Source organism: Cryobacterium sp. MDB2-A-1 (genome assembly GCF_004402675.1).
GTDB lineage: Bacteria > Actinomycetota > Actinomycetes > Actinomycetales > Microbacteriaceae > Cryobacterium > Cryobacterium glucosi.
In genome coordinates this window covers 39,077-51,574 of sequence record NZ_SOFK01000024.1, presented here as the reverse complement: position 1 = coordinate 51,574, position 12,498 = coordinate 39,077, and the positions used below count along the sequence as shown (strand labels likewise).

Sequence of the window (12,498 nt, the reverse complement as noted above, 5' to 3'; positions counted from 1 at the left end):
CACAAAGACGTGAGCCCCCTCATCGACAAATCGACCCCACGCGTGTACACGGCCCGACCCATCACGCTTGCCCGGAGCATCGGCTTCGGTGTCCTGGACCTCATGGGCGGCGGCTGGAACACCATCATCAGCGGCCTGATGCTGTACTTCTTCACGACCTACGGGGACGTCAGCGCCGTCCAAGCCGGCACGATCCTCTTCATCGCCCGCATCGTCGACGCGGTCGTCAGCCTCATCATCGGCCCGCTGACCGACAACTTCTATCGGACCCGCCTGGGCAAAAAGTTCGGCCGCCGCCACTTCTTCCTGCTCATCGGCGCACCCTTGCTCCTCGTCGTTTTCCCCCTGCTGTGGATCTCGCAACAGGGCTTCTGGTACTACCTGATCGTCTACCTGGCTGTCGAGATGATCATGGCGATGATTCTCATCCCGTGGGAGACCCTGCCCACTGAGATGACGGACAACTACAAGCTGCGGACCAAGCTCAGCTCAACCCGCATGTTCCTGTCGGCCACGGGCACCTTCCTCGTCTTCTTCATCCCGGCCCAGATCAAGGGGACGAACAACCCGAACGCCTACCTCATCACCGGTCTCATCTTCTCCGTGCTGTTCGCCGGCGCCGTCATCACGACGTACTTCACCACCTGGGAGCGCAAGCTCACCCCGGAGTTCCTCGCGGAGCTCGACGCCCAGCCCAAGGTGCCTGTCGGAAAGCTCATTACCGACAACCTCAAGGACTTCGGCTCGACGTTCAAGAACTCGAGCTTCCGCAAGCACCTGGCGATCTATCTCTTCTCCTTTACGGGCAAGGACATCTTCGCCACAGCGCTGACGTTCTTCGTCGTGTACGCCGTGCACGGCAGCGAGTCTTTCGGCCTCACCCTCCAGGCGCTGTCCATCATCGGGCTGCCGACCACGGTGCTCGCCGCATTCCTCATGATCCGCAAGGGCCCGCGCTACTTGTTTGCCATGTCCTACTCCGTGATCATCGCCTGCCTGCTCGCCCTCGGCGCGATCTACCTCATCCAGCCGTCCTCGACGATGGTGCTGCTCGTCATCGTCGGCCTCGCGTATCAGGCCGGACGATCCATCCTCGAGTTCACGCCGTGGAACGTCTTCCCGTTCATCCCCGACGTCGACCGGATTATGACCCGCCAGGACCGCGCCGGAATCTATGCCGCGGTGATGACCTTCGGCCGCAAGTCGACAGGCGCGGTCGCGACCCTCATCGTCTCGTGGTTCCTGGACCTGGGTGGATTCCTCAAGCCCGGCAGCGAGGGCGGCGTGCAGCTCGACGCCTCGTGCCTCAACTCCTGCCCCCTCGTTCAGAGCTCCGGCACCCAGCACGTCATCGCACTCGTCGTCATCGTCGGGCCGCTCGTCCTCATCGCTATCGCGTTCGCCATCTCACGGTTCATGTACCTCGACCCGCAGAACCACGCAGTTCTGCGCGCCGAGATCGACCGCCTCGAGGCCGGCGGCTCCAAGGACGAGGTCACCTCCGAGGCCCGTGTGGTCGTCGAGAAGCTGACCGGCCACCCGTACGAGTCGGCCTGGCCCGAGGACGCGATCTCCCCGCCCGCCCCGACCGTCTCCACCAAGGGCTGACCGGCACACCGGCTCGATGGCACGGTGCCGCCGCGGTGGCGGCACCGTGCCAAGTCGGCATCCATCGCGAGCTGCCGGTTAGGACAGAAGGGGCGCTTTCGCGAAGCCACTAGTCGCTGGATCCCAGCCAGCGAGATGACCACGAGAGAACATCGAATACGGATACTCTGCAGCCTCTGGTGAGCCGCCACCTGGCTGGTCACGAATCCGTCGATGAAACTCTTCGCGATGCCGCTGGCCGCTCAGGCCACAACCTCGCCGGGACCGCAGACGACGTGCCGCTATTCACATGGCTAAATCATGACTGCCGCGGGAATGACAAAGCCCCGGACCACGCTACTTCCGCGTGATTCCGGGGCTAAATGTCGGGCTGACAGGATTTGAACCTGCGACCCCCTGACCTTCCGACGCTGATTTTGGAGGTGACAATGTGATCACCAAACCCCGAACTTCGTTGATTTTACGCGGAAGTTGGGGCTTCAGTGGTTCTCTGGAATCACTCCTATATCGTCATGTTGCGCTGCTCATCATGACTAAATCATGACTGTTTCTTGGTATCGAAACGGCCAACGCGTGGTGGCAGCCTAGACGTTGGATGCGCTCCTTGGTGCTAGTTGAAATGGCCGGAGAATTTGTAGGGGCTGTTTACTCCGACGTCAATCGCAAAGGTGTACTGCTGTATCCCAGGCGGGAGGGTCATCTCGTAGTCGGCAGGTCCTGAGCAATCGCCGCCCATGAACACGCTCGGGTCATCTGCCAGTGTGACCGAACCCTTCCCGTCGAAGCATTCAAAGTGGGCGAAGAACACCACGTGCGCGGCATTGGGAGATGGGTTCGGCACGGTGATCGACCTCGGGCCAGTGCCAGACTCTGAGACTCGCGTTGAGGCCCCAGGCAGTTGAGTAGCGCCCGGTGAACTGGCGGCCCCTTGCGGATCGGTATCTGTGTTGGTGGGCGACGTCGGTGCGCACCCGGTGAGGGACGCGCTGAACAGGAGCGCGGCCAGGATCAGGGCGCAGTTTCTTCCGAAGACATGCACGTCAGCTACCGCCCGACAACGAAGTGGACGACGTCGCCGCCGAGTGACCTCGTCACTGATTCGGCGGATGCCTTCTGCCCGGGGAGATCGGGATCGGGCCCGGGCGTGGCGTCCAGCGACAGCTTCAGAAGCTCGTCCTGGTTGCTGGTCAGCTGAAGCTGCAAGATCGGAACGCTGCCGGCCGTCACGGTCCAACCCTCACCCTTCGCGTAATACATCTCGGCCCCGTCCGATTTGAGGAGCATCGTCAGGTCCCCGTGCGGTTGGTCCATCCAGCTGTTGACGTAGATGAGGCGCCCGTCGAGAGTGCATGTTGCGGTCGAGACAAGTCCCGGTCCACCGCCACCGACGTCTCCGGCTGCGACCCCACTGCAGCCTTCGATACTCGAGGCAATCGTCACCGCGTTCTCGCCGTAGTACGTCGTCGGCATCGGCATCGGACTGGACCCCGCCGTCGGGACGCTCGAGCACCCGGAAAGGAGTAACACAGAGATCAGACCTATCGCGGCACGCTTCATCGATTCCCCCATTAATGTTGCCCTGACATTACCGCTGATCATGGGGCGTCGTCGAACCCGCTTTCAGGGTCAGCGGCTCTGCGCGTCACAAGCCCATATCTCGTCATCCGAGGTAGAAACGGCCGATCACGTAGAACACGAAATCGACGACGCCAATGCACATGCCCGCGATCGCGAGGCCCCGACCACGGGCACCGGTCCGACGTATCGTCCGGAGAGCTCGGCCACACAGAGCCGTAGCCAGCGCTCCGACGAATCCGAAGACGATCAACCCGACGCAGGCGAGTACGAAACCCCAAATTGCCGTCCTGTTAAATGGCGGACGCGTCCCCTGGAGGCCGTCCACCGCCCACGGATCCGCTGTTACAGGTGCAGGCACGTCGTAGTCGTCCCGCGGAACGGGAGGCGGGAATTCTGTCATGGCGAACCCTCTCTTCGGAACCGAGGGCAAGTGGCGCCCCCCGTCAACGAACTTACTTCCGATCGCGGACTGCCAGTCACCAGCGAAGGCCCCGTGAGCCCTCTGACAGGTTTATGGTGATGTTGGCCAGATTGAGTCGATCGCCGAACCGATCCGGGTTGAGCCATTCGAGGTCTTCCGCGGTGATGCCGAACCGGGCAGCGATTGCATTCTCCGTGTCGTTTGGAGCGATCAGGTAGCTGACGGGAGTGCCGTCAGCTCCAAGGGAAACCTGACCTCGCGCGCCCTCGGCGGAGCCATGGTCGGTGACAGTGGGGCCCGCAGTCATGTTGGGAAGGTCCCAATTGAGTGCGGCGGTCGCGATGACACTCCCCAGTCCGATCGGCGCTCCCGACGGTGCCGCCCAGATCACGGCTGTGCGCATGAAGCGGGGGTCGTTCGTCTCGAAGCCACCGTAGTCGACGCTCGGCGTCGAGAAGGTTTGATCGGATTCCTGACTGAGGGCGTCGTATCGGTAGTAGCTGAAGCCGTGCTGCAAGTCCCATTCGCTTGCCGTGGACGGCAGGGAATTCAGCTCGAGCGAGGTACCGGCAAGCGGCACAGGTTGCAAGCCGGTCAAGGTGACGTCGAACCCATGGTCCGCGCCGTTCGCCTTGATCTGGATCTTCCCCTTGGTGCCCGCACCGCTGAACTCTCCCGTAGCGATTAGTGTGCCGGGAGTCAGGTCCGACAAGACCGGAACCTTCGTCACGATGTCTTTCTCGGCAGTGGCCGACGGTGCAGGCGCCGCCGCAATGGACACTTCCGAAGTACCAGGATGCGCCGCAGGAGCCGAGCAGCCCGTCAAGATCGCCGCAAGCAATATCGCTATCCCGACGGAGCCAACGACCCTCGCCCCTCCCATTGGCATCGCGAGTCGAGCGGTCATACAGATTCCCCCCAAGGTGCCCCACGCGTTCCCCACCGGCCCGCGATGAGCGAACGGACTACCGTCATCGACAAACCTATGCGGGACGCCTCTCACGCGAAATGTGCCGTTGGTCACATTGAACGCGGATACAGCCCCGATCGCTTCGGTTATCCGGAAGCCGGGGCGCCGATGAGCTTTCCGACGACGATTGTGATCGTGTCACCGGGCTTGGCGCCACTGCCTGCGGTCGGGGTCATCGTGAGGACCTTGCCTACCTGTGACGGGTTGGAGACAGCGGTTTCGTTCTTGACGACCGTGAAATTTGATAGCGCAGATCGGGCTTCTGACTCCCCCTTTCCGACGACGTCAGGAATGACGATGAGCGCAGCGTTGCTGGAGTATGCCGTGACCGTGGAGCCTCGGCCAGAGCTGGTGCCGCCAACTGGGTCCGTCTTCGCGATTGTCCCCGCAGGCAGCTCGGAGTCAATCGCTCCACCGTCGACGATGTTGAAGCCGGCCGCCTCGAGAGCGGCGCGGCCCTGGGCGACGGATTTGCCCCTCAGGTCAGGGATCGGAACCGGGACGGCATTGATTATTGATCCGGAGGCAACGGGGAATGCATCGCCGCCATACTTGGCGTTTGCGACGCTCATGACAGCTGGCCACATCCTGTGCCGGGCGGTTGCTGCGGATTGGCCGAAGAGTTTTGTGTTGCGCTGGTCAATGTCCCCCGTGACGCTCATGACGCCGACGACCGTGGCGACTTTGGTGCTCGCGCCGCTCATCCAGGTGTCCTTGTTACCGTCTGTGGTTCCGGTCTTGCCGATCATCGGTACCTTCGGGCTGGTGGCGGAGTAGGACGGGTGGGCCGTGCCAATCCCACTCGTCATGACCTGCTGCATCGCATACGTGACTCCGGCGTCCACTGCCGGATCGACGGACTGATGGCACTGCGTTTGGGGCACCGCAATGGGCGCGCCGAAAGCGCCCACGATGTGGTCGATCACGATCGCACTGCAGGTGGTGCCCTTGTTGGCGATGCCGGCGAAGGCGACGGCCATGCTCAGCGGCGCGACCTCGTTGGTGCCGAGCACCGCGGAAGCGCCCTCCTGCAGGGGGTCACCGTCGGCTCGGGTCACGTCGAATGCCTCGGCAGTCTTGCGGATGCCACACAAGTCCAGCTTCTTGGCCATGCCGATGAAGCCGGTGTTGATCGACCCGATCGTGGACTCCAGGGCGCTGTAGTTAGCCCCCGCCTCTCCGGAGTCGTTCTTTGGGTTGAAGACGAAGCTCTGGTTACCGAGGCAACTGTCCCGAAACACCCCCCAGTCGCTTTTGCGCCGGGAATCGACACGCTCGTTGAGCGAGTGTCCCTCGGTGAGCCATTCGGCCAGAGTGAAGACCTTGTACGTCGATCCGGGCTGGAACCCGTGCGAACCGCCCTGATCGACGTTGGTGTTGTAGTTGATGCCCGTCAGGTTCGACCCTGTGATCGGCACGGTCGGGTCCGTGCTGTAGTCCTTGTTCTGAGCCATGGCGAGAACCCGACCCGTTCCGACACCGACGCTCGTGATGACACTCCCGAGGTCCCACCCTGGGTACGTGTCGGGAACGTTGGCCTTCATCGTGGTCTCGGCGGCGTCTTGCAGTTCCAGGTCAAGGGTCGTGTATACGTTGAAGCCGCCGCGGTGGAAGGTCGCCAACCGCGTGGTGGCGTCGGCCCCGAATGTCGGGTCGTTCTGCAGGGTGTTCACGACGAGGTCGCAGAAGAAGGCGCTGCCGCCGGCGGTCTGGCAGCCGGTGCTAGGGACATGGATGCTGGGCTCGATCGGGCTCGCGATCGCGGCATCATGGTCTGACTGGTTGATTTTGCCGTACTTGAGCATCTGATCGAGGATGTAATCCCTGCGGTCTTTGTTCGCGGCGTAGCCGTTGGCGGCGCCGTTCGTCGCACTGTCCGGGGTATCGAGCTGGAACTTGACGGGATTGTTCACGATCGCGACGAGGCTCGCGGCCTGCGGGAGCGTCAACGTCGCAGCAGTGGCGCCGAAGTAATATTCGGCCGCGGATTCGATGCCGTAGACGGTGCCGCCGAAGCCGGTGATGTTCAGGTACTGGCGGAGGATGTCATCCTTCGCGTATTTCTTCTCGACGCCGATCGCGAGGCGCATCTCCTTGAGCTTGCGGTCGGGAGTGGTCGCGGTAGCCGCGTCATAACAGTCCGACTTCTTGACGGCATCCGTCAGAACTTCACACTTCTGAACCTGCACGTTCTTCACGTACTGCTGCGTGATCGAGGATCCGCCACGAGCGGAACCACTCGCGAGGGTGGTCACGAGGCCGGTAAGGGTGCCCTGGAGGTCGACGCCGCCATGCTCGTAGAAGCGTGGGTCTTCCCCGGCGACCGCGGCATCCTTGACGAACTGGCTGATCGCAGCCCAAGCGACCTCGACGCGGTTCTGGTCGTAGAAAGAGGCCAGCAAGTACGGGGACCCGTCAGCGGAAGTCGCGTAGACATTGCTCTTCTGTGCGAGCTGGTCGATGACCAGGTAGTCGGGCAGGCTCTGGAATACGTTGATTGTGTTTGATGCCGCGATACCGGACAGTGCGATGGCAGGAGTCACTGCGGCAGCAACCAGCACTCCGGCCACGGCACTCATCGCGACAAAACCGAGGAACCCGCCGAGTGCCTCAGCCGATCGCTTCCGGGGCTTAGACATCTTTTGAATCCCCACATATTGCTCCCCGGCCAGTCGAGTTCGTACGACGCACATTCCCCCCACGGTTCCCCACGCGTTTCCCGATCGGACGCGCGATCAGCGCGCAGACGATCGTCCTCGATAAACGTATGCGGGACGCTTCCAACACGGAATGTGCCATTGGTCACATTAAATGCGGCGACCGCGCTGGTCAGCGTGACCACTCATCCACCTGGGGCAGGGTGCCATCGGGAAGTGGCAAGCTGTGGACATGCCAGTAGCCGAGCCAGCCGAGCGCGCAATCATCCGCGACCGGATTGTTGCGTCCGTCGATGCCACGTTGCGCGCGCAGCAAAGTGTTCTCATGGACGATGACGTCACCGCAGGTGAAGTTCGCGGTCAAGTCCGGGACATCGTCAACGACACCCTGCTCGCCCTCGCCGACGAAGCAGATCTTGGAGTGTTCGACCCGAGTGCCATCGTTCAGCGCGTTCAGGCCGGCATCGCCTCAGCGAACATTGGTCGTTCCCGGGCGGGCCACGATGTCCACCCCTCAGACAGTCTCTCTGCAGCGAGCGCCTTGTTCGATCTGGCTCTCCCCCGCCTCATCGAGGCGCTGGGCGACGTGACGTTCACCGCGCCGACAGCGATCGCCGTCGCGAGGGCCTTGCATCACTGCATCATGGCACGGGTGGCCTCGGCGTCCGTCGGCTACGTGGATGTCCTTCTCGAACGTCTCTCCGTAGCGCAGACAGAAGAGCGGATGCGCGTCTCACGCGAACTCCACGATCGTGTCGCCCACGGTATCGCAGCCAGCCTCCAACGCGTCAACCTGGGGATCACAGCCGCGCGCACCAGCACCGATGACGGCATCCAGATGTTCACGATGGCCACCGGATTGCTCGAACAAGCGCTCGACGACACTCGAGAGATCGCCCTAGAACTCCGGCAGACCGTGGGGAATAACGTCCTCGATGACGCTGTGCGTGACTTCCTGGGCGACGCGGCGTCAGCAGGGTCCACGACAGCGGTCCACACGGAGGGCATACCGCGCCAGATCCCCGCGGGAGTCGGCGAAGAGGTGTTCCTCATCATTCGGGAAGCGCTGAGGAACGCGGTCGCACACGCAAAGGCGGCACACATCGATGTCACCTTCACCTGGACCGCCCACAACGTCGCAATCGAGATCCACGACGATGGCATCGGATTCGACCCGTTCCAAGTGCGCACTGAATCCATGGGACTACTGACCATGCGCGAACGAGCTGACGTCATCGGCGCCGACATGACTATTACGTCGAAAACCGGCGAGGGCACGTCGATCACGCTCACCGTGCCGAGCAGGAACGGTACGCGGTGACAATCGATGCCCGACGTGTCGTCCTGGTCGACGATCACGCCCTCTTCCGAAGTGGGCTCTCTCTTCTCCTGCAACAGGACGAGCGAATAACGATCGTCGCGGAAGGCGAATCCGGTGAACAAGCCGTCATTCTCGCTCTCGAGCACAGGCCCGATGTACTGCTCCTGGACGTGGAGATGGCCGGAGCGTCCGCAGAATCGACCCTGCGGCAGATCGCCCGCAAGGCTCCGGACGTGGCGGTGATCATCCTCACTATGCATCGCGACAGCGTGCTCAGGCAGGAGCTTCTGCGAGCCGGTGCGGCCGCGTACTTCACCAAGGACGTCGCCAGTCACGACCTCATCGCGGCAATCCTTGCCCCATCCCGTCCACAGACCACGACAGCCGGCGGCGATGAGCCAGCCCGGCCCAACAAACTGCTCTCCGACCGAGAGATGCAGGTCCTACGAATGGTCGGCCAGGCAGCCTCCAACAAGGACATCAGCAGTCGGCTCTCAATCGCCGAGGGCACAGTGAAACGGCACACCACGAACATCTACGCCAAGCTCGGCGCAACATCCCGAATCGATGCCATTCGAAAGGCAGCACGGCTCGGACTATTCACGTGACGGCTCCGTCGTGGACTCTCGACGCACGGAAGAGAGATTGGGGGCGCTATGGCTGCTTCGGCCGAACTGACACAATCGTGGGTCCCTCGGGTCGGCGCGACCTCAGCGAGGCTCCTGCGGAGTAGATCCCGACAAGCCTGGACGGGATGCCTATCACTCTTCGCTCTTCCAACAGGAGCCTTAGCCGTATGGGCAGCCTTTGGCGTGAGCGCTCCCGATGACCCCCCTGTTGTCGAATTGGGTGTCATCATGTTCGTCGCACTCGCGGGCACCTGTGCCAGCGTGGGCCAGCTCGTTGCCGCTCGGAGAAACCGCTCTCGGGCGGTCACGAATGCCTTCCACTTCCTCCACCATCGGTATGGGTACATCAGTGTCTATGACCTCAGTAGAGCCATGGCTTCCGTCCAGGGATTCGATATGTGGTTGAGTCACCTCTCCCCTGCCGCTGGTGACGCTATTGGCGGTACGCGGGTGGCACGAACATGGGATGCGAATATTGTTCGGCTGATTGCATCTGGCCCGACTTCACGAGGAATCCGGCTCCTTGCACTGATTCCACTGCTCCCGGGAATCGGAACGTGCATGGCTCTGGCCCTGCTCGGGGCGACCGGCAACTTCCCCAATCGGAGCGTTTGGCTCACTAGTTGGTCTGTCGGCGGCTCACTCGTAGTCCTCGCATGTGTGGTGTGCTTGGTGGCCGTTCTCCGGGATCGCGCAGAGCTACGCCGGGGCTACACCACGGTCTTGTCAAGCTCGCCTCCCTTTGACAACCAGACTGCCTTGGACCTCGTGGACTGTACCTAACCAATAGAGAACCGACCACCAACCTCCAACGAAGAGGGTGAGGCTTCCCGAGAAAGCGACTATCGTCCCGACACCGAAACCCGCAACGAATATCAACGTCAGCAGCGACACAATCGACGTAACGCACCAGAACCACGCGGAGGGCCTTACGGCGATCCGCGACCTACTCACTTCACTCATCATTACCTCGATCCTTCCGAGAGGTTTCGGGCCTGCTATCAGGCGGGCCGATGCCATTTGCCTCCAAGCTGGCGTGCCGATTGCATGGCATTTCAGGTCGGCCGGGGACTGGAGGCGTCTGGGTTGGTGTTGTTCCTAAACCACACGCGCCCTATCCGTGGGGCCGCTTCGTTTCGATGGCGCCGATGGTCGTCGCGACCGCCGAGCCGCTGGCGGGGAAGGCGGGGATTCTTCCGCTGACGAGGAACGGTAGCCGCAGTGTTCGACCGCGCTCGTCGATGGTCGTGAATGCAGCTGCACTGAACGTGCGGCTGCCGTTGTCGACGGTTGTTGCCTCAATCGATAACAGTTGGGACCACGGCAGGTGCAGCGCTTGAACGGGTTTCGCGCCTCCTTGCCATAGCCCGATGCCCGTATCGTCGATTGCCCACACGAAATAGGTGTGGATGGGTACGACTGCCAGCTGCAGCTCCCGCGCCGTCTCAACTAGCTCTTCCGACCGGCCGGCCGGCACGAGAAGTGCGGATGGGTAAGCGGCCGCGACGGCGGCGTTCCTGCGCCGACCGCGCGCACGAAGCATCCCCAGCGGCGCCCAGATGCAGGCCCCTACCGCGACCACGATCGCGAGAAACACCGTCGCTCCTTGTGCGCCGCCGCCAGGCCCCGGCTCGTCGAAAACTGAAATGCCAATCAGCGCGAGGCGCACGCCAAAGCCGGCAACGAGAAGCAGGATCAGCGCCCACCACCACTTCGACGGTCCAGCGTTCGGAACACGTTCCGGCGGGACCGCGATGCGGTCAAGAACGATCGGTGCTGGAGAGCTGGCCGTTGGAACCATCGGGCGGTAGGCATCCGGCAGTGTGTAGTTCCTGGCCGCGTACGCGCGCGCTGACTTCAGCAGGAAGGTCCCCGGCGCGATTGGTGAACCCGCGGGACGCAGAACAGCCCCGGTGACGGGATCGAGACGCTCGACGAACACGGCCTCGCGCGGCAGGGTCGTGTACCCGGCCCGAATCTCCCTCGCCCGGGCGAGTGCCATCCACAACCGACTCATGGGGACCGTCATCACGCACAGGCCCCAGGCCACCCAAGCGGATGTCGCCGCGACCGTGTGCGACTGCAGGAACGTGCTCGAGACCAGAACCACGACAAGCGACACGAATGCCACCACAAACACAACGGCACTGCCGAGGCCGACCCACAATATCCGATAGGCAGAGACGCCTCGGAGCAAAGTAGCGCTCATTTCTTTTTTGCTGACTGAGTGGTCATTCTGTGATCCTAGTAGCCTGGCAGCACACCGACATCGTTCGCGAACTTCCGGATTGAGATTCGGATGACGGCTCCGTCATAGACTCTGGACGCACGGTAGGGAGATGGGGGACGATATGGCCACTCCGGCCGAATTAACACAAACATGGAGAACGTGGGAGCCGCTGATCGGCCCCGGCTATGCCCGCGCCCTAGTGCCGGTCCGGAGGCGATTCACCTATTCCATCCTGAGTTACGTCTTCGGATTGTTCCTGATGGTGTTCTTGGCCATGGGACTGCGCGACAGCCCATTCGTGCCCGAGGCGTGGGTCACCATCGTCGTCTTGGTCACCATCGTCGTCCTTTTCTTGGGGGCGACTGCTGTCGGATTTTACGGTCTGTACGCCTTCGGGCGGGAAATGCGAAAGGACCTCGCGGGGGCGGGCTTCCCTACCGATCGCAGGGCGCCGATGCAGTATCCTCGCCTCTTCGAGGAATGGCTGGACCGAAATGCCCTGACGTCGGAAACCATTGTCAGTGTCGGAAACGCCCGGCACGGCGAGCACGATGACTCTCGCCTGTCAGGTCCACTTCCCATCACTGAGGAAGACCGATGACAAATCGACTCAACGAGACCAGTGACGCCGATCCCTGGGCCGCGCGGATCGGCGTGGATGCCGCGGCCACTCTGCGTCGATCGAACCGGGCATTGTTCGTCGCCATCGGGTTCCTGCTCGTAACAGTTGGAGGTGTCATGCCCGTGAGTGTGGTCCTTCCGTTGGGGAGTGACTTCCGGAACTACCTGACGCTCGGGATCGCTTCTTTCGCGATCCTGGGGTCCTTCGCCGGTCTGGTGCGGCAGTGGCGTCTTCGAGCGAAAGCATGCACTCAAGCTGCAATCTTTCTGCGTCTTGCAGAGCGCACCGGTGAACGAATACTCCCCGGACTGGCGTTGAAGAACACAACGATGTTCGACAACCTCATGCATACCCGAGGCGTCTCCTCAGAGGGACGGTATGTCCCACATCCCAGCGCAAACTGGGTCAAGAACAATTTGGGCAGGTTCGGCGTAGGCAAGTTCTGACGGATCCATTCACTGG

General features: G+C 62.3%; 10 protein-coding genes. 5 read left to right on the top strand and 5 right to left on the bottom strand.

What is annotated here, in order from left to right; all coding sequences use genetic code 11:
• Positions 1-9 precede the first annotated feature (9 nt).
• Complete coding sequence (locus tag E3O39_RS07680; protein WP_198413401.1) at positions 10-1,608, top strand: MFS transporter; 1,599 nt, start codon at positions 10-12, stop codon at positions 1,606-1,608.
• Between the two features lie 1,044 nt (positions 1,609-2,652).
• Here E3O39_RS07680 and E3O39_RS07675 read toward each other — a convergent pair.
• From E3O39_RS07675 to E3O39_RS07660, 4 genes are all read right to left on the bottom strand, one after another.
• Positions 2,653-3,078 carry a hypothetical protein gene (locus tag E3O39_RS07675; RefSeq protein ID WP_134450187.1) on the bottom strand — a complete coding sequence of 142 codons (426 nt, stop codon included), beginning with the start codon at positions 3,076-3,078 and terminating at the stop codon, positions 2,653-2,655.
• Positions 3,079-3,268: 190 nt separating this feature from the next.
• Positions 3,269-3,586 carry a DUF4190 domain-containing protein gene (locus E3O39_RS19825; protein WP_134450186.1) on the bottom strand — a complete coding sequence of 106 codons (318 nt, stop codon included), beginning with the start codon at positions 3,584-3,586 and terminating at the stop codon, positions 3,269-3,271.
• 76 nt (positions 3,587-3,662) lie between these two features.
• Positions 3,663-4,388, bottom strand: a complete 726-nt coding sequence (locus tag E3O39_RS07665) for a LysM domain-containing protein (protein WP_134450185.1) — start codon at positions 4,386-4,388, stop codon at positions 3,663-3,665.
• 275 nt (positions 4,389-4,663) lie between these two features.
• Positions 4,664-7,216 carry a transglycosylase domain-containing protein gene (locus tag E3O39_RS07660; protein WP_134450184.1) on the bottom strand — a complete coding sequence of 851 codons (2,553 nt, stop codon included), beginning with the start codon at positions 7,214-7,216 and terminating at the stop codon, positions 4,664-4,666.
• A 250-nt stretch (positions 7,217-7,466) separates the two neighbouring features.
• Here E3O39_RS07660 and E3O39_RS07655 point away from each other — a divergent pair, with 250 nt between their 5' ends.
• Complete coding sequence (locus tag E3O39_RS07655) at positions 7,467-8,555, top strand: sensor histidine kinase (protein ID WP_134450183.1); 1,089 nt, start codon at positions 7,467-7,469, stop codon at positions 8,553-8,555.
• Complete coding sequence (locus E3O39_RS07650) at positions 8,552-9,163, top strand: response regulator transcription factor (protein ID WP_134450182.1); 612 nt, start codon at positions 8,552-8,554, stop codon at positions 9,161-9,163. Before E3O39_RS07655 ends, E3O39_RS07650 begins: the two co-directional genes overlap by 4 nt.
• Before the next feature lie 1,135 nt (positions 9,164-10,298).
• Here the strand turns inward: E3O39_RS07650 and E3O39_RS07645 are convergent.
• The gene (locus E3O39_RS07645; RefSeq protein WP_134450181.1) at positions 10,299-11,393 is read right to left on the bottom strand and encodes a hypothetical protein; all 1,095 of its coding nucleotides are present in this window, start codon (positions 11,391-11,393) and stop codon (positions 10,299-10,301) included.
• 142 nt (positions 11,394-11,535) lie between these two features.
• Here E3O39_RS07645 and E3O39_RS07640 point away from each other — a divergent pair, with 142 nt between their 5' ends.
• Both E3O39_RS07640 and E3O39_RS07635 read left to right on the top strand, forming a co-directional pair.
• Positions 11,536-12,015, top strand: coding sequence for a hypothetical protein (locus E3O39_RS07640; RefSeq protein ID WP_134450180.1), 480 nt, complete (start codon positions 11,536-11,538; stop codon positions 12,013-12,015).
• On the top strand, positions 12,012-12,482 hold the full coding sequence (locus E3O39_RS07635; protein WP_134450179.1) for a hypothetical protein: 471 nt from the start codon (positions 12,012-12,014) through the stop codon (positions 12,480-12,482). The genes E3O39_RS07640 and E3O39_RS07635 overlap by 4 nt, the downstream gene beginning before the upstream one ends.
• The last annotated feature ends 16 nt before the right edge of the window (positions 12,483-12,498 follow it).